The 22008-nt window shown below is 36.1% G+C and carries 10 protein-coding genes; 2 read left to right on the forward strand and 8 right to left on the reverse strand.

Features of this window, described 5'->3' with window-relative positions:
• Nucleotides 1-23: 23 nt before the first annotated feature.
• From EXIGUO8A_RS01380 to EXIGUO8A_RS01410, 7 genes are all read right to left on the reverse strand, one after another.
• Nucleotides 24-2324: a PDZ domain-containing protein gene (locus EXIGUO8A_RS01380; RefSeq protein ID WP_201304096.1), complete on the reverse strand. Its 2301-nt coding sequence runs from the start codon at nucleotides 2322-2324 to the stop codon at nucleotides 24-26.
• Nucleotides 2325-2403: 79 nt separating this feature from the next.
• A complete protein-coding gene (locus EXIGUO8A_RS01385; protein ID WP_236564409.1) occupies nucleotides 2404-3306 on the reverse strand; it encodes an alpha/beta hydrolase in 903 nt (300 codons plus the stop codon).
• The gene (locus tag EXIGUO8A_RS01390) at nucleotides 3296-6127 is read right to left on the reverse strand and encodes a heparinase II/III domain-containing protein (protein WP_201304097.1); all 2832 of its coding nucleotides are present in this window, start codon (nucleotides 6125-6127) and stop codon (nucleotides 3296-3298) included. Before EXIGUO8A_RS01390 ends, EXIGUO8A_RS01385 begins: the two co-directional genes overlap by 11 nt.
• Nucleotides 6124-8139 carry a glycoside hydrolase family 97 protein gene (locus tag EXIGUO8A_RS01395; protein ID WP_159301664.1) on the reverse strand — a complete coding sequence of 672 codons (2016 nt, stop codon included), beginning with the start codon at nucleotides 8137-8139 and terminating at the stop codon, nucleotides 6124-6126. Before EXIGUO8A_RS01395 ends, EXIGUO8A_RS01390 begins: the two co-directional genes overlap by 4 nt.
• Nucleotides 8139-8972: an alpha/beta hydrolase gene (locus tag EXIGUO8A_RS01400; RefSeq protein ID WP_159301665.1), complete on the reverse strand. Its 834-nt coding sequence runs from the start codon at nucleotides 8970-8972 to the stop codon at nucleotides 8139-8141. Before EXIGUO8A_RS01400 ends, EXIGUO8A_RS01395 begins: the two co-directional genes overlap by 1 nt.
• Nucleotides 8973-8977: 5 nt before the next feature.
• Nucleotides 8978-10309 (reverse strand): sugar porter family MFS transporter, encoded by a 1332-nt coding sequence (locus EXIGUO8A_RS01405; RefSeq protein WP_159301666.1) that lies wholly within the window; start codon nucleotides 10307-10309, stop codon nucleotides 8978-8980.
• A 121-nt stretch (nucleotides 10310-10430) separates the two neighbouring features.
• Nucleotides 10431-11633: a glycoside hydrolase family 88 protein gene (locus EXIGUO8A_RS01410; RefSeq protein ID WP_159301667.1), complete on the reverse strand. Its 1203-nt coding sequence runs from the start codon at nucleotides 11631-11633 to the stop codon at nucleotides 10431-10433.
• A 716-nt stretch (nucleotides 11634-12349) separates the two neighbouring features.
• Between EXIGUO8A_RS01410 and EXIGUO8A_RS01415 the strand changes: the two genes are divergently transcribed.
• Nucleotides 12350-15592, forward strand: coding sequence for a SusC/RagA family TonB-linked outer membrane protein (locus tag EXIGUO8A_RS01415; RefSeq protein WP_159301668.1), 3243 nt, complete (start codon nucleotides 12350-12352; stop codon nucleotides 15590-15592).
• Between the two features lie 42 nt (nucleotides 15593-15634).
• The gene (locus EXIGUO8A_RS01420; protein ID WP_116769678.1) at nucleotides 15635-17422 is read left to right on the forward strand and encodes a RagB/SusD family nutrient uptake outer membrane protein; all 1788 of its coding nucleotides are present in this window, start codon (nucleotides 15635-15637) and stop codon (nucleotides 17420-17422) included.
• A gap of 300 nt (nucleotides 17423-17722) precedes the next feature.
• Here EXIGUO8A_RS01420 and EXIGUO8A_RS01425 read toward each other — a convergent pair whose 3' ends face one another.
• Nucleotides 17723-21916, reverse strand: coding sequence for a hybrid sensor histidine kinase/response regulator transcription factor (locus EXIGUO8A_RS01425; RefSeq protein WP_236564410.1), 4194 nt, complete (start codon nucleotides 21914-21916; stop codon nucleotides 17723-17725).
• Nucleotides 21917-22008: the final 92 nt, after the last annotated feature.

Raw genomic sequence — 22008 nt, forward strand, 5'->3', positions numbered from 1 at the left:
GTTATTGTTTACTGTATTGATTATTATTTAGTTTGAATTGTTAGTTTTTTCTCCGATTGATTGCGCATGACCACAACATTTAATTTTCCTTTGTTTTGAAGGTTTTGGTTCATGGTAAAAAAGTCTTTTACCGTTGTGATCGGTTGCCCCTCTACGGCTATGATCACATCCCCTTTTTTAAGTCCGTTATTCTGTACTGCGGGACTCTTATTCCATACCCCTAATACAATTACCCCTGCGGCGGAATTTAGTCCGTAGGCAGATTGCTCTTGTTCAGAATCTACACTTTTTAAGCTATTGCGAAGCCATTCTACAGTAGGGCTCTTCTTTTCTTCTGATGCATTCTCGGCATTAAGAACAGGTACTTCCGGAGTTTCTGCTATTCGCTTTAATGCCGGTACCTGAACACCAAATTCATCCATAGGAAAGTTTTTGAAATCTATTGCCGAAATTAAAGAATCGTTCATGACCGTAAAATCCAATTTTGATGGATCTTTAAATTTGGGGTCTCCATAAACACTATGTATATCCCTACTATAAATTTGAGATTTCATCATACTTTCTTCATTTGAAAAAAGATTATAATCTAAATCTTCTCCCCAACCTTTTAATCCCACATCTTGGTAGGCCTTGGCAACGATATTATGTTTGAAAACATCTAAACTATTGGCAAACCATACATGTGGGTGCAATGAGTTATTTACTAGAATATTATTCTCTACAACGCGCTCAAAGCCTTCTCGTAATTTAATGCCGTTATTTAAACAAAGATTATCGTAGATATGATAATTAGAAGAGCCATCGTCCAAATCAATATCCCAACCATGGTCACATCTAAATCTATTTTGGCGTATGGTAGTGGTTTTAACAGCATCCCAAGTATACATTTTTGGGTGCTCTAAGGTCATACTATCCATAACTTTTCGATTGGGGTGCCAAAAACGATCACGACCCCAAGAATTGAAAGATCCATGATCACTGGTTTCCAATACGGTATTGAATACATCGTTTTTTTCTATTAAATGCCCGCCCCAAGTACCATCGCCAATGTTAATACCTGCTCTAGGAACATCATAAATACTGTTGGAACGTATGGTGATATCCATTGCCATGGCAATTTGCACACCCGCTGTTTGCTTTTCCGTTCTACCAATATGGTGAATTAAATTATTGGCTACAAGGCTATTTCTTGGGTATAGTTCATTTTTTGGACCAGGTAAGGTATCCATCTCTGAATACGGAACGATTTCTCCATATTGAAATGCAGGAGACCGTACTGAAGATGGATCACCTATGAAACTAACGGCACTGGCACCACAATTATAAATATGGTTTTCTGCTATTTTTAAATTGTAATTGTACTTACTTGCCAATATAGCGTTGCCTCCCAAATCTTTAATTATGCTTTCTTGTATGCTACAGTTTTCTGTGCCTTCAAAGAAAACTACTCCGCCTCTATAGATGGTCCAGTCGCTTCGCAGTAATGGCTCGTATTCTTCCATGAACGTACGTTTGGTATGTTTTAAGCTGATGTTCGAAATTATAACATCTTTTACAGGATTTTCTAACGTACCAACAACTTGAAACAGACTCTTTAGGGCAGCAACCTCAACCTTTGCATTTTCTAACTGCATATCTGCCGTAGGATAAAAATACAGCTTAGATGTCTTTTGATCTAAAAACCATTCGCCCGGTGCATCTAACTCTTCAAAAACATTTTCAACCATACGATATTCTTCATGTGGTCTTGATGGTCTATTATTTTGATGACCACCTTCTAATTTTGGAGTACCATCGTCGTTGAGCCCTGTAATTTTATAATGGAAGCCGCCCCAGCGACCACCATGCAATACATGAAAATAGGCTCCAACGGGATTTTTCCAAGATGCTACTCTTTCTTTACTAATAGCATCTGAAGCGTGCCCCTGCCAATAGCCTCCTTTCTCATCGTAATTTGGATATCTGGCTAATATTTGGGGAGTGTCATTAATTACCAACTGATCAAAATTTAAATTATCGGGTACCGTGGTCACGTAAATATGCTCATCGAATTTTTGCCAATTTGGCTGTAGCTGTCTTGACCCCTTAACGACTACTTTTGAGGCGTCTGAACCAACAATTGATAATCCGTTCAAAGAGGTATCTATAACTATTGGTTGTTTTAAATAGTAGTCCCCTTCTAATAAGTTGATCGTTATTTGAGCATTTTCGGATTCTTTTCTTAATTCTTTTGCTTTTGCTATGGCATTTAAAATCGTAGTGAAGGGACTTCCCTTGCCACCGTCACCATCAATTTGTGCGTTTGCATCTACATATAAATCCATCGTTTTATGTTCTGATGTGCATGAAAACATCAGACTTAAAATCATAACCAATAGACCATATTTTCTCATAAATTCTATATTATTCAATTGTTGGATATCCTGTGATATAACCTAAAGCATTCAAAAACTTATCTGCTTCGATTGTAGTTTTTCTGTAATATTCATCAGTGTTCTTTTTTCGATTAAAAAAACCATGACCTTGACCTTCATATATAAAAACATTACATGTACTGCCTACCGCTTCCATTTTCGATTTGTACTCATGTGCCACAGAAACCGGAATTATCTTGTCTTGATCACCCAAAAACAGCAATGTTGGCGGTGCGCCTTTTTCAATATGATGTATGGGAGAAATAGTTAACCAGTTATCTCCCATTCTTTCGTGCTGAAAACCACCGGTACCGGGACCATTATCCACTACGGCATTATATAAAATTACTGCGCCTACCTTAGTATCTATATCTAAATTATCAGTAGTTTCATTAACCCCTGGCAATACAGCAACTGCGGCGGCTAAATGACCACCTGCAGATCCCCCTGATACTACCATTTTAGTGAAGTCTATTTGTAATTTACTCGCATTTTCCTTTAAAAACCGAACGGCAGATTTTGCATCTTTAACAGATTCGTACGGTGTGGTACCGTGTCTGCTTTTAACTCTATAATCTGCCAATACCGTTACCATTCCTCTCGAAGCAAAATACCCTGCCTGGTCTCTAAATTGATCTAAACTTCCACCGTTCCATCCGCCGCCGAAAAAGAAAATGATTGTTGGATAGTTTTTGGCTGACGTCCAATTATCTGGAGAATACATTTGCATCTTTAAGGTATCTCCATCCACCACTTTATATACCAATTCTTTGAGCTCTTTACCAGGTATTGAAGTACTCCAGTTGTTTTGAGCAAAACCTATTACAGTAGATAATGCGCAGAACATGAGCATCACCTTTCTTATGCCTAAATATTGTTGCCTATTCTTCATCTGTACTAATTTGAATTTTAATCAGCACTTTCGAATACCCTTTTGACAATCTGAATTCCAACTGCTGATCGTTCGTCCAACTTCTAAGTCCTTTTCTTGAAGCTATTAATTTATTATTCTCATAGATATGTAATATAGCCTCTTTACCTTCCTCCGGTTTGGGAATATTTAATACTACTGGTTGATCGTTTTGTACAGTAATTACATCTTCATTTATCTCAAAAGATATAGTTACGGGTTCACCCGAAGCTTGTACGCCCCAGTTGTCTTGCTCAAACTTGTACATTCCTGATAGAAAAACAAAAGATGGCTTAGGGTTGTTCTTTTCGCTTCTTGTTATTGACAATAGACCTTTTTGATACAAGCCGTCTTGATCTACAATAGCACTTTCATGCTCATTTAGTACAATATTATCTTGTGTAGCATCATCTTTAAATTTCACTTCAATCAGCTGAGTAGCCTTCTTATCGCCGAACTGAGAAAAATCTACATTTGATATAAGATTGTTTTCATCTGTACCTAACGGATTAAAAACCAAGGCAAACGGATTCTCCCATGCTTCAGCATTTCGCTGTACGATTAAAGTGGGCACAGGCTTATTCAATAATTCCTTTGGTGAAGTACCTTTTGTAGTTGCTTTAGATTTTGGCGACAATACCGAATAAAGAGATTGATTGGCACTACCCTTAATCCAAACTTCCATTAAATCTGATGAAACTCCTTCCGATTGATAACTGAAATTTGCTTTTACCTCATCTGCTATAGTTCCCTTCTTTTTTTTAGTGAGATAGTCATAAGCCTTTAAATCACCTTGATGGCTTCCTAAATCATTGGTCTCTTGCAATTTTAAGAGTCCGTCCGCAGTGCTTAGCTTTAATTCAAATCCTAGGTTATGATAAAAATAATCATGCCTTTGGGTACTATTGCCCTGTTTTCTAGATCTAAAAATATCTACCATATAACCTGCTCCTGTAGGTCCTTTTATTAAGGATGTAAACCGTAATTGTTGAGCATTAGTCTTTGGCTCCACAAAAGAAACATTAGAAAAAGTAACCTTATTAAAAATTGAATTTTCACCAGACTTCGGGAAGCTATTTACCAAGTTAAACGGGTGATGGCTACGCATGGGTTCGTAATCTGAAATACCATTTACAACCACCGTGTTATGAGCTGGCATTCTAGAATAATATTCCGTGTGATCGTTATGCCAATAACTTGACCCCTTACCCATATCTGGTGCAAGCACATAACCTTTGGCAAACAATTCTATAGCTATGCCATTGGTATGGGCATGATTGCCGTAAGATCCCGTTGTCGCTACCATCATGGCATTTGCATCACTGCCCAACCTTTGGTTGAACCAACTAACATTAGGTGCATAAAATGTCGGAGAGACCAGTTCATTTTCAGAATTGTCGTCTACCGTATTGAACGCTACTTCATCCACATAAAAAAACAATTGGAACAAATCTTTTGCTTCTCTATTGTAATCACCCTCAACAATCATATCATTAAGTAAACCAGATATCATTTTCAGTTTCTCTGCTTGACCGTACTTCTGATAATTTGTAATCAATAGCTCAAAATTTTCAGCAGGTAATTTTTTGTGCGCCGAATCGCCAAAACCAATGGTATGCCCAGAAGGAAACAAGTATTGAAAGGATGCCAAAGCGGCTTTTTCCACAATCGGAAAATTCGATAATTCATTTGCGTCGGTGAAATTATCAAGTAGTGTGATAATATTTAGAAGTGTTGTTATTACGTGAACCGAGTATGAGGCGGACTCAGGCCACACACCGTTCTGTTGATCATAGACCAACAAAGATTCTTTTATGGAAATTTGCCTATCGGTAGATGTATTGAAAGTATGATCTAAATAGTACTCCCTACCCTTCCCGTTTTTATAATTTCTATTTGGCTCTAATATCAAGGCTACATAAGTTAAAAATCTTGCTTGAAAAAGATTCCAATTATTATTGGGCACACCATTTTTTATAATCTGATCTCCCCATTTTTGAAAAACCGCCTCAACATGAGATAAATTTACTTTTTGAGTCTTTAAATGATCAAACAAAAAGTCATACGTAGTAATGAGATTGATCAATACTTTTTCATGAATAACCTCAAAAGTGGCAAGACCAGAAAGAAACTGCTGATTAGAATTCAACAAATCTACAGGCGCATCTCTATAATACATGCCTTCTATATAAGTTGTAAAAACGGGAGTAGCAAAATCTGCATAGACCTTATCGCCTGTTACCCAATATAAAAAGGCTGCATCTTGTACTAAAGACATGATCTTACGGTTAATACCTTCTATAATATGACCAGATTCTTTAGGTGCCACCCATTCCTTTTTACCTGTTTTTTTATGTTCTAAAAATAGTCCTCTACTGTCATCTGCATAGGGCGATACACTTTCTAACGATGGCGTTTTGTAGTCTGTAGCCCAATCTCTTGTACCTGAAAACCGGACTGTTGGTACAGGAGCTTTACCTTCTGAATGAGAAAATTCACCACCACTTAAATAGACCTTGTCATGCTTTGTTTTCCAGTTCATTTGTAGCCTTGATACCAGCCATTCCTTATCATTTTTCCAAAACTCGATGTACTTTTGTAAACGTTCTTTCTTCTTCGTAATCAATTCCTTTTTCCAAGAAATATTCTCAATCGTTTTTAAGAAAACGGCTCTGTCCTGATCTGTTACATATATTCTAGGGTGTAAGTTTTCTTGACCAAAAACCATAGCATTACCAGCGATAACAATGTACGTTATTGTTATAATCAGGCATTTAAAAATGTTCGTTTCACAGAATCTCATTTCTTAATTTCGCTTGTCGGAACTATATGCATGGTAAAACCGTTATTGGGTTTCAATGCAATTTCTCTAGTATTACTATTCGTTATCTGTATTGCCTCAATTTTCACTTTGGTACGACTTTCAACCGTTTCATCATCCGTATACAATTTTGCCGTATACGTTTCTTCCTCATTTAGAAAACTAAAATCTAATTGTAATTGCTGCGCGGAATTGCCATTGATACCACCTACAAACCATTCCGAACCTTTTCTTCGCGCGATAACACCTATTTCCCCTATTTTAGCATGTAATACCTTGGTATCATCCCAAGTAGTAGGTACGGCATCAAAAAACTCAAGTTCGGGTTCATTGCCAATGTGTTTGGTATCTCCCCAAAGTCCGTCATTTTTCTCTAAAGAAGAAGCAGGCTTGTCATACCAATAAAGCAGTTGCAGCGGACTAAATAGACAAACTGTTTTTGCCAACTGAGATGCATGCGAGCCCATTTTATTAACTCTGCTATTATAATAGCAAACCGTATTGTCCGCTGCTCCTGCCAACATTCTTGTAAACATGGTGTTCAGTGTCTGTTCATTGGTTGGACTTTCCTCATCACCTTCTATGCCTTCTTGTGTCAATAAATTAGGATATGTTCTTGAAAAACCGGTAGGTCTATACTCATCATGAACATCAACAATAAATCCGTAATCAGAGGCCTTTTTTATGGCACTATGCAACCAGGCAGTAGCTTCTTGATCACCGACCCGTACAAAGCCAAACTTTATACCCGCAATTCCCCACTTCTTATAAAGTGGCAAAATTTCGTCTAATTGTTTCTCCAATGCCCTTCTATTGACGTATAAAATAATACCGATCCCTTTTTCTTTTGCATAGCTCGTAATCGCCTCAATATCAAACGGACCTTTTGATCGCTTAGGGTCTAAAGTAATGGTAGTGGCGTCAGAAGCTTCATACATTTCATTACCGTACCAACCAGCATCGAACAGTACATATTGCATATTATGATCCACAACAAAATCAATGGCTACCATGCCACCTTCTGTCGTTAAGGTTGCTTCGCGTAGTGCCTTACCGGGTGTTACCCAAGAATCATCCTTTAATTTGCTTGGTTCATTTAAATTTTGAATGATGTAATTATGCTCTAATAATTCACCCTCATTTTCCGCCATCATTATTACGCGCCAAGGCGATTGAAATGGTAGTTTTCGTTTCACCTTAAAAACATCGTTCTTACGTTCAGAAATTAATGCGCCTGTAATGGTATCTTGAACTCCCTCTTCCATTTTACCATCTAAAGAAGACATAATACTGTTATCTGAACTGGTATTTTTAGAATAACTTAAACGTGCATAATCTACCAAATTTGCCTCTGCAAGGGCAATTTTCAAATTTTCTTTAATTTCAATTAGCAAGGGTCTTTCTATTCCCGTTTCTAATTGTGACATTGGTATTTTTTTATACTCGCCCTGTGCCGTTAGCACTCCTTTCTCTCGCTTTGGTGTAGACCATAGCATATGGTCTTTATCAAAATTATAATGAATTTTCTCATCGAGTTCTAACATATCAATATTAGCCTGTTCAGGAATTTCATAAGAAAACGCGACACCTTCATCATAAGCCCTAGCGATGATATTTATAAGAGAATTCCCTTTTTGTAAATGGATTTTTATTTCTTGATAGTTATCCGGTACTTCGCTTAATTCGCCAAATTTTGTGGTCCAACTACTTTGAACATTTTGCTCATCAACCCGTAATATCGACCAATCTCCTTTGAAGTCAAGTTCATCGGTAATTAATTCCAATGTTGAAGGAAGTAAAACGGGTTCACCTTCATACCTCAAATCAAAACTTAACCCTTTGGAATGATCTTTAGAATAATCTGGAAACACGGTGAATACATTTTTTCCATTTGGGGATGCAATGGAATATTCAGACACGTTGGAGCAAGACAGGGTCAGTACAAATAGCAAAAGCGTGCATAAAGATATTTTATAAGTTGAGTGTCTCGGCATTAGTTATTTGTTTCATTGCTCTTGAAAAAATCAGTAAAAAACAATAATTGATATTTAATTGAATTTCGCCAATACTCCGGATTATGTTTTCCCGGACGTTCTACATACTCATGAGGAATCTTTCGCTCTAATAATTTTTCGTGTAATCTTTTATTATCTGCATAAAAGAAATCTCCTGTACCACAATCAACTTGAAAAGTTAATTCTTTATTACTTATTAAATGAACGAGGTTAACCACACTATTCTTTTCCCAATGCTCCGGATACTCGGCAAAACTGCCCAAACGATCTGGAATTCCCCATTTTAAGGCATAAGGTCTAATATCAACACCACCACTCATACTTGCTGCTACACCCCAAACATCAAAGTTTTTAAAAGCAAGATAAAGGGCACCATGTCCACCCATACTATATCCGGTGATAGCCCTGGCTTTCGCATTTTTTATTGTTCTATATTTATCATCAACAGCCGACACCAATTCTTTTGAAACATAAGTCTCGTATTTAAATGATGGGTCTATAGGACTATCTAAATACCAACTTTTAACATGACCATTTGGGCAAACAATAATTATATTGTACTGGTCTGCATATGCTTTTAATTTTGGAGCAACTTTTAGCCAAGCCTTATGATCACCACCGGCACCATGTAATAAGTAAACCGTACTAAATGATTCAGTATTTTTCTCGTAACCATCTGGTGTGATGACTACATTTTTAATGTCCTTGTTCATTGCCTTACTATGAACGATCAATGTATCTACATTTGACGCTAACAACACAAAGCTTAAATGAAAAATCAACACTAGCAAATAGCAAGTTTTTTTTCCCATGTCCATTATTGTTTTTGTTTTAATAGTATTTTCTGTAGTTCCTCTAACGCTTTACCCTTAGTTTCAGGCATCATGAAAGCAACAAATAATAATTGTAAAACCATCATAGCAGCGAAGAATAAAAACACTACTCCCGCACCAATTGCAGGGTGACTGAACAAATACGGAATTAATGAAGGAATCAATGCCGCCAATACCCAATGCGTTGCACTACCGAAAGACTGACCCGAAGCCCTTAAATGATTGGGAAAAATCTCTGAAATAAACACCCAAATTACGGCTCCTTGCCCAACAGCATGTGCCGCTATAAAAAGGAATAAAAATATAGGTACAGCCATACCTGTCCAGTTGAGAAAAAACGCCATGGCAACCAAACTCAACGAAACGATATAACCTACGGAACCAAAATACATTAGCGTTTTTCTACCTAATTTGTCTATTAAAAATACACCCAAGAGCGTAAAGACCAAATTTGTAATACCGATACCTACGCTACTCAACAATGCAGTACTTTCACCTAAACCTGCTTCTTCAAAAATTCTTGGTGCATAGTATAAAAAGGCATTTATGCCCGAAAATTGATTGAAAAAGGCTATTAAAAATGCTAAAGTGAGCGGAAAACGGTATTTTTTGATAAAAATGGTTTCTGAAGCATCTGGCTTTTCATCGGCTCCTTCGATAGCTTTTAACTGCTCATCGACGTCAATAGTAGGATTAATTATTGCCAACACCTCTTTTGCTTCCTCTAACCTAGATTTTGACAATAACCATCTTGGACTCTTTGGCAATTTCATGGCGAACAATATGTACAAAATAGCCGGTATAGCTTCAACACCCAACATCCATCGCCAGTCATTTTCGCCACTACCACTTAACAGGTAGTTGGATAAAAAGGCAATCAGTATTCCAAATACAATATTGAACTGGTACATTGCAACTAATTTACCCCGTTCATTTGCCGGAGCAATTTCAGATATATACGCAGGTGCAGCTATGGTAGAAGCACCTACCCCAATACCACCAATAAATCTAAAAAATGCAAAAATATAGGGGTCGTTTGCCAAAGCAGAACCAATGGCAGAGAATGCAAATAATACACCAATAACTATTAGGGTATTTTTTCTACCATAACTATTGGTTGGTTTGTCACCAAAAATGGCACCTATTACAGTTCCCCATAAAGCCATACCCATTACCACCCAACCATGAAATGAGTCTGACGATTGCCATAAACCTTGTAATTTTTTATCTGCGCCAGAAATAACTACCACATCAAAGCCAAATAGAAATCCGGCTAAGGCAGCGGTTATAGACCATAAAAGTATTTTTTTATTCATGATTATATAATTCTTATTAAAGAATGAATTGCTTGAACTATTGGCACATTTAAGATATCAGCAATCGAAAAATTGCAGTACAACCATATTTAGTTCATAAAGTTTAAGTAATATTAAGCTTTTATGATTTTGCCAATTCAGATGTAACCTCACTATCCATTTTTTGGATTCTCAGCAATGCTTCCATATAATAGTAATCTGCATAAATAATAGGCACATCTATCTCAGAATCATGTGGTAAATGCCCCGTTGAATGTAATAAAAGCGCTTGATTGGTATCACCACTATAATATGGCGCTTCAGACAACAAGTTGATCATTTTTCTAGCAGCGTTTACATATTTCTCCGATTGTGCTTTACTAGGAACAAATTTGGATAACTCCAATAATCCGCATGCCGCAATAGCAGCTGCCGAAGCATCTTTAGGTGCATCGGGTATATTTACATCATCAAAATCCCAATACGGTATACCGTCTTCTGGCAATCTGTTTAAAAAGTGTTCTGAAACTTTAATAGCTGTTTCCAAAAATTCCTTTCTATGTGTCTCTCTATAGGCAACACTAAAACCATAAATACCCCAAGCTTGACCTCTAGCCCACATAGACTCGTCTGCATATCCTTGATGGGTTTGTCCTTTTAAAAATTCGCCGGTTGTTTCATCAAAAGAACCTACATGGTAGATAGCGCTATCTTTTCTAACCAAATTTTTCATGGTCACCAAAGCGTGACTTTCGGCTACATTATACAATTCTTTTGTACCACCATTCTTTGCCGCCCAAAACAAAAGTTCAAGATTCATCATATTATCTATAATGGTATTATGTCTAAACTGGGTCTGAGACGGCCACGATAAAATAGAGCCTACATTAGGATTGTAAAGTGTAGCCAAAGTATCTGCCGCAGCCAACAACACATTTTTGTACTCTTCATTATTAGTTAACCTATACCCATTACCATAACTGGTATACAACATAAAACCAATATCATGGTTTTCTGCAGGACTATAGGCTATACTTTTAAGTGGTGCCGTAAATTTTTCTGCTTGTTCACGTAATTCTTCATCACCCGAAGCTTCATACGAATACCATAATACTCCTGGCCAAAACCCGCTGCACCAATCTTTAACACCTACCAACTCCCAGTTCTTTTGGTTTTTGGGTATGTTTCTGGCGAACCCTTGGTCTGGCGTCAGCACCTTAAGCGTTTCTTTTGTTTTTTCTACATTCTGCGATAATATCTTTTCTGTATCAACAACGCTATTCTTCTCTTGTTTGGAACAATTGGTCAAGGTTAATACAAAAAGTAATAGGAATAATCGATTCATATTTTTCTTAATAATGAGGCAAAAAGTTGCCTTAGTTTGTAAATGTTTAATTCAGTAGAAATACTTCGGAAATCGAAAATTCCACCGATAAAAATGCTGATGAATTACTGTTAAACAAGTTTATTAAGAATGTCTTTTGAAGTAGATAAACTATCATTCAAACACTATAAAATAGCGTTCAAAATGATACATAAATCATAGAAAAATTGGCATTTTATGGATATCCGAAGTATTACCCGTTTAAAACCTACTGTAAATCTTATAAATCAACTTATTCCTCTTAAAATTGAATTCACAGATGGTAATGTGTAGAAATGTATATATGAAAGTAAACCGAAATAAAATTAATTAAAAGCATAACATTTCAACATAAACTACTAATTATCAATTACTTAAACAAACTTGTTGATAATTTAATATATGTAACCATATAATAGGTATAGATTATTCTTCAAAAATTTTAGCTTGTGCCCCATAATCAACAACCGACAAAAAAACTGTTAAAAAAATGCGTTTCATACAATTTGTACCTGCCCAAAAAACGGATTTACCCTCTGTTTCAGTAAAAAGGAATATAATTTATAACCATTGAGTAATAATTTATAATCCTTTACTCCAATTATAATTAACATTGGCTTAACAAATATCAATATGATAATTACTGTATCGGGAAACTGATGAAACGACATTAATTAACTAATTAAATTAACAATCTTATGATTAAACTAATCAAACTTTCTAAATGGAAATTACAGACCATGATACCATTATTGGTTGGGTTTGTAGTTTTGTGTACAAACCATGCGTTCGCGATTACAGCAAGTAATTCACTTAATGGCGGTGTACTCTTATTGAACTCAGAACAACAACTTACTATTACAGGTACGGTAATAAGTAGTGATGACGGAATGGGGCTTCCTGGTGTTGCCGTAGTCGTTAAAGGAACAACAACAGGTACAGTTACTGATTTTGACGGAAACTACTCGATTACCGTTCCATCTTCAGATGCAGTTCTTGTTGTTTCCTATTTAGGATTCGTAAAGCAAGAAATTGCCGTAGGTTCTAAAAATGTAATCAATGTATCTCTAGAACCAGATACAACTGCTTTAGATGAAGTAGTTGTTGTAGGTTATGGTACTGCAAAAAAGGAAACCTTAACTGGTTCTGTTGAGCAGGTTAAGGCAGAGGCTTTCGAAGATTTAGCAGTTGGTAGCCCAGCACTTGCACTACAAGGTAGAACTCCTGGTCTGGTGGTAACACGTACATCATCTAGACCTGGTGATGAAGGTGTAAACTTTTTAATTAGAGGTGCTTCTTCTATTAATGGTATCGAACCGTTGATCGTAATTGATGGTATACCTTCAATTAACTCTTCATCGTTTAATGATATGAACCCAAATGATATTGAGAGTATTAGTGTATTAAAAGGTGGATCTGCTTCTGTATACGGTTCTCGTGCTGCTGGTGGTGTTATATTGGTAACTACAAAGAAAGGTAAGGGTAAAGTATCTGTTGATATTAGCACCGTTTCTAGAGTTGGTACTATAGGTATACGCCCACCAACACCAACAATGTCTCAATATGGTCAATTATATGCAGCAGCTGCCCGTGAAGATATTGCTTCTGGTAAGCCGCCAAGATATTTCTTTTGGAACGATCTTGAAACAGTTGATAGAATTGCTTCTGGTTATGAAGGATATTATGATTTACCAATAAACGGTAATATCTGGTTGGGTAACGCTCCTAGATTTGATGAAATGTTCGGTAACTCGTATTCTAGCCAACACAACATCAGTATATCTGGTGGTACCGAAACAAGTAACTTTCGTATTTCTGCCGGTTATGACAATAACGTTGGTGGTTTAAAAGTAGCAGATGATAGTTCTGACAGATATAACTTCTCAATGAACTATGGTGTTGATATAAGTGATAGGCTAAATGTAAATACGAATATTACCTATTTCAACAACAAATTTTCTGGACCATCAGGTGGCTTGGGTAGAGAGGCCGCTACTTGGGATGCTCCACTTTTCCCAACCTATAATGCAGATGGTCAGTACTACGCAAACTTTGGTGGTGACTTAATTACAGGTGATAGAAATGGTGTTGCACAAGTTATTGATGGTGGCCGTGAGAACAAAACGGTAGAACAATTTAAAATTTCGGCCTTGGCCAAATATAAATTGACAGATCATTTAGATATTACAGGATCGTATGCAATTAGCAGACAAAACAGTGAATATCAATCGTACTTCGTATCGGTACCTCTTTACAGTTGGGGAGGAAAATTTTCTAACAATATAAATAACACTACCTCTATTCAAGAAGGTACGGGTCCCGACAACAATGATGGTAATATCACCTATAAAAACTACAAAGCAACTTTAAATTATTCAAATCAGTTCGGTGATCACAACCTATCGGGACTTGTGGCTATAGAGGCAGAAAAGAACGATGTTAACGAATATTATATCAAAAGAAACGGGTTTGTCGATTATGGGGTTTACGATATTAACTTAGGAGCTACAGATCAATTGGTAACCACTTCAGGTGGTGGTACTTCATGGGGATTCTTTGGTTATATAGGCCGTATTAACTATGATTACAAAAGCAAGTACTTATTGGAAGTGCAAGGTAGACGAGATGGTTCATCAAGATTTGCCGATGGTGCAAAATGGTCTAATTACGGTAGTGTTTCCGGTGGTTGGGTAATTAGCTCAGAAGAGTTCTTACAAGATAGTAACTTAATTTCATTCTTAAAGTTAAGAGGTGGTTATGGTGAGCTTGGTAGTACTTCGGGTATTGGCAATTTTAGTTATTTGTCTTCCGTAGGTTTTGGTAATACCGTATTTGGAGAAACAAATGCAGGCCAACAAGCAACCTCTGTAGCTAGTAGCTTATTTAGTAGTAGCACCACTTGGGAAAGAATTGTAACCAAAGAAATAGGTGTTGACTTTAGACTGTTCAACAGCAAGGTTTTCGGTTCTTTTGATCTTTATCAAAAAGAAAATGTAGGTATGTTGGTTAGAGGTATTGAAACAGCTGTTTTAGGTACCGCTACCCCATTTACAAATATTGGAACTTTGGAAACCGATGGTTGGGAAGCTATGCTAGGATACCAAGGAAATATAGGTGATTTAGAATTCACCGTAAGCGCAAACATGAGTGATACCAGAAATGAAATCACCCAGTATGATGGTGCTCAAACTATTTTCGAAAACTTGAACTCTGCCGAAGATGGACAGAATATATTAAACAGACCTATAAACTCTTTCTTTTTATGGGAAACCGATGGCTACTTTGATTCTCAAGCTGAAGTTGATGCTTATTACGCTAGTTTAAACGAAGGTGGAATATTACCGCTACAGACATCAAACGATGCTTTAAGACCTGGTGATATGCGCGTTGTTGATTCTAACGGAGATGGCACATTGGACAATGAAGATTTAACTTATCATGGTGATGCTGCACCCCACTATGTTTACGGGTTTAATTTTGACCTAAAGTATAAGAATTTTGACCTTAGCGCATTTTTTCAAGGTGCTCTAGATCATAATATCTATAGAACAGGATATTTTGCTCAGCCTTTTCAAGCTGAATGGCAAAATCAGTCTAACACATGGTTAGGCAGAACATGGACAGAAGATAATAGAGATGCTGAATTCCCAAGGTTAACTACACAACGTGGTTTATCTGCCTGGAACTACCGTAGTAAAGATCATATTTTGCAGAACAATAGATATATGAGGTTGAAGTCATTAATTATAGGGTATAATTTCAGGGATTTAAGTATCGGTAATACACCCATAAACAACTTACGTATTTATTTTTCAGGAAATGATTTATTTGAATTCACCAGTGTAAAAGATGGTTACGATCCTGAATTTCAAGCGAGCTCCAATAACAGTGCATACCCTTTTATGCGTACTTGGGCATTAGGTTTAAAAGTATCGCTCTAAGACAATTAACAAGAAGATAATACATCATAAAATCATATACAGATGAAAAAAATAATTTATATAATAGTACCATGCTTAATGGTCTTCTTTACATCATGTGAAGACGAATTTATAGACTTAGACCCACCTGCATCTATTACAGATCAGGTATACTATACCGAAGCAGAACATTTTCTGACGGGTTCAAATCAGTTTTATACCGATTTAATGACTTGGAGATACGACCAAGGTATTTATGCCGATCATGGATCTGACTTGGTTGGTTACACTGAAGATAGCGATATGCAAATTTACAGCAGAGGTGATACCAGAGCACCAGAATCAGACGGATATTATTCAGCTCCCTATTCTGCAATTAGAGATATGAATCTTTTACTGCAAAGAGCTGAAGCCTACGAAGGTGAAGAAAGTATTGTGCCTTACGTTGCCGCTACAAAATTTCATAGAGCATACCAATATTTTAATTTGGTGCAGCGTTTTGGCGGTGTTCCTTTAGTTACAAGACCATTAGATGTTGGTGATGAAGAGCTAAGTGCGCCTCGTAGTAGTAGATATCAAGTTGTTGCTCAAATTTTGGCAGACTTGGATGATGCCATTGCAGGTTTACCTACAGAGCAAGAAATTGCCTCAGAAGATAAAGGTAAGATCAGCAAATGGGCAGCAATGGCATTTAAAGCAGATGTTTTATTACATGAAGCTACGTGGATGAAATATGTAGGTACCACTACCGATGGTGATGGTACTAGCACAGGTGCCGGTAGTGAAGGTTTTAATGCCTCTAACATAGATATTTATTTACAGGAAGTGGTAACACTTACCAAAACGATTATGGACCAAGGTGGTTTTGAGCTTTGGGACTATAATGATGAATTGGACAATTTAAGTTCTAACTTCTTATTTAACCTAGAAGATGGCGGTTCTAACCCTGCAGGATTGGATAAAGCTACCAACAAAGAATTCATTTTCTATAATAAATATGATTTCACTTTTAGACAAGCTGGCGATCTTTTAAGTCACGTTTACGAAGGCAGAGTAAAACCAAGTAGAAAAATGATGGATTTGTTCTTGAGTAGCGATGGTTTACCTATTGATCAGTCTCCATTATTTCAAGGTTATGAAAACACGCCCGATGAATTTCAAAACAGAGATTACAGAATGAGAGCTTATTTCACTTACCATAAAACGCTTGGTGAAATTCCTCAAAATGGCGATGTAACATTAAACGGTACCAACAACTTTGGTTACTTCAATTCTAAGTTCATGAGTTGGAAATGGGGTACCGATGAAGCTTATAGAGCTACAAAGACAGAAGCATATGATATGCCATTTATTCGCTTGGCAGAAGTATATTTAATGTATGCCGAAGCTTTATACGAGTTAAATGGTAGTTTAACCGATGCTCAAATGGATGAATCTATTAACCTAGTTAAAGCCAGAGCCGGTTTACCTCCTCTATCGAATTCTTTCTTAGCTACCAACAATATGGATATCGAGACCGAAATTAGAAGAGAACGTACCATTGAGCTTTATGCCGAAGGTGCTACAAGATTCAACGACCTTAAAAGATGGGGTATTGCAGAAGATGAATTAGGAGAAACCATTTATGGTGCGGTTATAGAAGGTACTGTTTACGAAAACAACCCAGAATTGTACTCACCAGAAGGATATGGTTTTGGAGAAGGTGTTACGGAAACAGGAGTTGGTGAAAGAAGAGCATTGATTGTTCAACCATCAGCTACACGTAATTTCACAAGAGATAATTACCTATTTCCAATACCAACATCGCAAACAAGTTTAAATGAAAACCTAAACCAGAATCCTGGTTATTAAGATAATTGTGTTGAGTTAGTTTAAAGGCAGTTATATATTTTGTATAGCTGCCTTTTTTTATAGCTTATTTTCTCTTTCAATTGATAATGGAGGATAGTAGTTGCATGAAAACCCTTGTGATATCTATTTTCTGCCAAGATATCAATATCAATGCTGACTTTCCTTACAGCTTAAACAGGTTGTATGAAAAACATACATATTAAAATACCTGCTGGTCGTAAATGGGCTCAAAAAGAAGGCGGTTATATGTTTCGTATAACCGCCTTCTTTTTTATTATAAATACACATAAAAAATGCTACTTAATCATTCTCTTTTATTGTTTCACTTTTATTACCCTCCATATACTCGGTAGGTGTAACATTGAACAACTCCCTAAACGTTTTACTAAAATAAGCTGTGGAATTAAAACCGCACATATGGGTAACTTCTTTGATGGAATAGCAGTTTTTCTCTAATAATTCGGCAGCATACCTTAATCTAATCGTTCTTATAAAATGACTGGGGTTGTTCCCTGTTAAGGTGTTTATCTTACGGTAGAATTGAGACCTACCAATACCAAGCTCCTTTAAAATATCATCTTGCTTGAAATCTTCATCATCAACATTATCCAAAACTACTTTTGTAGCTTTATCTAAAAATACCTCATCCATATTATTCGTGGTAACCTCACTTGATGGAAAAATTCCACCAATTTCAGAGAAACGCTTTCTCAATCTTTTTTTAGCTTCAATTAGATTTCTAATTCTTGACTTTAGTACACTGGTAACAAAAGGTTTGGACAAATATGCATCTGCACCATTATCATAACCACTTACCCGATCTACTTCTAAACTTCTAGCGGTAAGTAGTATTACAGGTATATGGCAAGTTTCAAACTCGGTCTTCATTAGTCTACACATCTCAAAACCATCCATCTTTGGCATCATAACATCACTTATAACCAAATCGGGGTAACGTTTCTTTACCATTTCTAGACCTTCTTCTCCATTTTTAGCTTGCAAAACTTTGTATTTATCTTGCAAGTCGTTCTTTAAATGTTGACGAAGTTCTTTATTATCCTCTACCAATAAAATAGTGGGTTTTTCAATTTCACTTTCCGAATTTGGATTAGGTAGCACTAAATTTTCATCATCTGCTATATACATCTCATATTCTACAGATTTCATAGAATTGATCAAGAATTCGTTCTTTACATTCTCCACCTCAACAGGTGTAGATTTATTATCCAAAGGCAGTTTTACTACAAACTTACTCCCTACACCGTATTCACTTTCAACAAATATTTCACCTCCATGTTTTTCCACAAGAGCCTGTGTAAAGTTTAGTCCTATTCCAGTACCAGACTTTGTTACATCTATATGATAAAATCTTGAAAAAATGTTTTTAATTTGCTCTTTATCCAACCCAATACCAGAATCTGTAACAGTTATCTCTACGAAGTCTCCAGTCATTTCCTTTTTTAGAAAGAGCAATTTTGATGAGCTTTTTTTCTGTGACACCTTTTTTATTGAAAAGGTAATTTCGCCACCGGCATTGGTAAATTTTATGGCATTTGAAATAAGGTTGGTGATAATTTTTTCAACCTTATCCAAATCAAATAATAAATCTATTTGATCAGTTTCAGATATAAATCTATATTCTATTTCTTTCTTGTTGGCAAGACCTACAAATAAAGAGAAAATATCTTCGCTAAATTTAACGATGTTTCCTTTTTCTAGCTGAAGCGGCGCCATACCAACGTCCATTTTTCTATAATCCAACAATTGATTTACCAGATGCAACAGCCTACGGGCACTTCGCTGAATAGAAATAGCAGACGACTTCACCTCTTCTGGATTATGGGTATAACTAGACAATATCTTATCAACGGGATTCATGATCAATGTAAGCGGTGTTCTAAATTCGTGAGAAACATTCACAAAGAACTGCAGTTTCATTTGATCTAATTCATGCTCTTGTGCTTCTTGAACCTTTTGGGTGTAATACCTCATGATCATATAAAATAACAATACCCCGAACAAGGAATATAGAAGATAAGCCCACCAGGTTTTCCAGGGTGGTGAAAGCACTTCAAAATTGACAACTGCCGCCTCTGCCTGCTCCCAATTACCATCTAAAGATGCCTTTACCTCAAAACCATATTTACCAGGGCTTAGGTTGGCATAACTAACCTCTCTCTTAGAACCAATGGTTTCAAAATTATTGTCTAGCCCCTGTAATTTATACGCATATTGTACCCTTTCAGGATTTTCAAAATGCAAGGCTAAAAAATCGAACGCAACATAGTTTTCGTCGTAATTTAATTCTAAGCTTTCTAAATCTTCTACCTTATCCTGTAATAAAACCCTGTCATTAATTGTATCACCAACCACAACGGGGGAGTTATTCAAGGTAAACTGGGTAATTTTTGGTCTAAGCGGTGAAGAAGGCTTAAGTGTAATGTCATCTGGATGGAAAATATTGAAACCATTAATACCTCCTATAATTATTCTACCATCACTAGTTTTCTCAATCGATTTACTTTGATACTCAGGACCCTGTAACCCATCATGAATATTGAAATTTTTAATTTGATCGGTTTTTGTATTTAAAAATGAAAGACCGCTCTTGGTGGTTACCCAAAAGTTATGATTATCATCTTCTTGAATACCTACAACCAGGTTATTAGGCAAACCTTCTTTTGAGGAATAAGATTTCAATACATTAAAATCGGGATCTAGCTTATATATTCCCGTATCCGCACCCAGCCAAATATTACCCAAATGATCTTCTGATATATGGTTAATAAGATTGTCTTCAATACCAGGTTTTTTAATTTCCTTAAAAGTTAATGTTTCCGGTATTCTGTTTTCAAGCTGATTGAGGTCTATATAATTTAACCCCAAAGAGGTACCGACTAACAATCTATTTCTAGAATCAACAAACAAGTAAAATATAAAATTACTTGCCAAGCCATTTTCTTTCCCGGCTACATTTTTAAAGTTGTAAAACTTCTCTGCCTTAGGGTCGAACAAGCTTAATCCTTCCGTTCGGAGACCTAACCAAATTCTATTGTCATTATCTTCAACACCAGACCATACCGAGTTCTGCCCGATGGTATGAACATTTGATTCTTTATGTAAAAATCTTTTTACGTTGTAATTTTCAGGATCAAATCTATTCAAACCGCCATCTAAGGTACACACCCAAATTTGCCCATTATTAGATTCAAATGTATACAGTATTCTGTTGGAGCTTATACTGTTGGCATTGTTAGGTTCGTGCGAAAAATGCTCAAATGAATTGTTCTCTTGATCAAAAAGATTTAACCCACCATTGTAAGCGCTAATCCACAAGCGCTCTTTAGAATCTTGTAGAACCGATTGAACAATTTTTTCGTTAAGTCCGTTTGGGTTTCCCGGTTGATAATAGTAATGACCAAATGCATACTGCGAAGGATCTAATTTACTAATACCCTTGTCATAACTACCGATCCAATAAATGCCATTGACATCTTCATAAATTTTAGAAGGCTTGTTATTGGGCAATGAAAATGAATCTGAAAAATTATTGACTAAATTCTGAATTACTTTTTCTTCCGTCTTATTTAAAATAAACAAACCATAGCCGTCTGTTGACGCCCAAATATTGCCATCTTCATCTAAATGCATATCACGAATAGCAATATCTGTTTCTTCAGTAAATGATTTGTGGGAAAAGGTATTTTCAGACCTATCCCAATAAATTAGATTAGAAAGGTTGTTTCCTATCCAAAAATCATTATCCGCATCAACAAATATGTTCTTATGTATATGGTTTAACTCGTAATTAGAAGTGTTCTCGATTAAAACGCGATCAAAATTATCTTGTTCAGAATTATATTTATTTAGGTATTCACCATTGGTACCTAACCAAATCTCATTGTTCTGATCTTTGATAATTACATTCACAATATTATTATCCAATGAATTTATATTGGAATCATCATTTAAATAATAGTAAAATTTTAATTCGGACGTGTCTGAATTAAAATCTTCTAGCATAATTTTTATGACTCCATTATTGGTGGCTACCCATAAGGCATTACTTTCTTCATCAAAAAGTAGGGCGTTAATAAATTTTCGTGGATTGTTAGATAAAGAAAGTTGTTTGTACAGGTCTACTCTAAGAAAACTGTTCGTTTTTTTGTTGAAGTAATTTAAACCATTGTTAGTACCTATCCATAAATTACCATCTGCCCCTTCTACAATAGCATTAATTCTATTATTACTAATAGAACTCTGATCATTTAGTATGGATTTATAGACTTCAAACTCATAACCATTATACTTATTGAGACCATCAATGGTACCAAACCACATAAAACCTTCCGAGTCTTGAAAAATGGTTAAACAGGTGCTACTAGATAAACCGTCAACTGTATCTAAATTCTCGAACTTAAAATTATTAAACTGTGCTTGGCACAATAAACTCATTGAGCAACACAGGGCGAGAAAGAATATCCTTAAATTCATTTTCATTCGATTATTATCTTGGACCAAAAACGTTAAAAACCGCCCTTTTACCCAAAAAAGATTTAACAATCAAAATAGCAAAATTTTAGCTA

The sequence above is a fragment of the Maribacter litoralis genome (genome assembly GCF_902506355.1).
Lineage (GTDB): Bacteria > Bacteroidota > Bacteroidia > Flavobacteriales > Flavobacteriaceae > Maribacter > Maribacter litoralis.

Coding starts and splice junctions, on each gene's coding strand:
- EXIGUO8A_RS01380 (WP_201304096.1), bottom strand. CDS start 2,324: ATGGATTTATATGTAGATGCAAACGCACAAATTGATGGTGACGGTGGC.
- EXIGUO8A_RS01385 (WP_236564409.1), bottom strand. CDS start 3,306: ATGAAGAATAGGCAACAATATTTAGGCATAAGAAAGGTGATGCTCATG.
- EXIGUO8A_RS01390 (WP_201304097.1), bottom strand. CDS start 6,127: ATGAGATTCTGTGAAACGAACATTTTTAAATGCCTGATTATAACAATA.
- EXIGUO8A_RS01395 (WP_159301664.1), bottom strand. CDS start 8,139: ATGCCGAGACACTCAACTTATAAAATATCTTTATGCACGCTTTTGCTA.
- EXIGUO8A_RS01400 (WP_159301665.1), bottom strand. CDS start 8,972: ATGGGAAAAAAAACTTGCTATTTGCTAGTGTTGATTTTTCATTTAAGC.
- EXIGUO8A_RS01405 (WP_159301666.1), bottom strand. CDS start 10,309: ATGAATAAAAAAATACTTTTATGGTCTATAACCGCTGCCTTAGCCGGA.
- EXIGUO8A_RS01410 (WP_159301667.1), bottom strand. CDS start 11,633: ATGAATCGATTATTCCTATTACTTTTTGTATTAACCTTGACCAATTGT.
- EXIGUO8A_RS01415 (WP_159301668.1), top strand. CDS start 12,350: ATGATTAAACTAATCAAACTTTCTAAATGGAAATTACAGACCATGATA.
- EXIGUO8A_RS01420 (WP_116769678.1), top strand. CDS start 15,635: ATGAAAAAAATAATTTATATAATAGTACCATGCTTAATGGTCTTCTTT.
- EXIGUO8A_RS01425 (WP_236564410.1), bottom strand. CDS start 21,916: ATGAATTTAAGGATATTCTTTCTCGCCCTGTGTTGCTCAATGAGTTTA.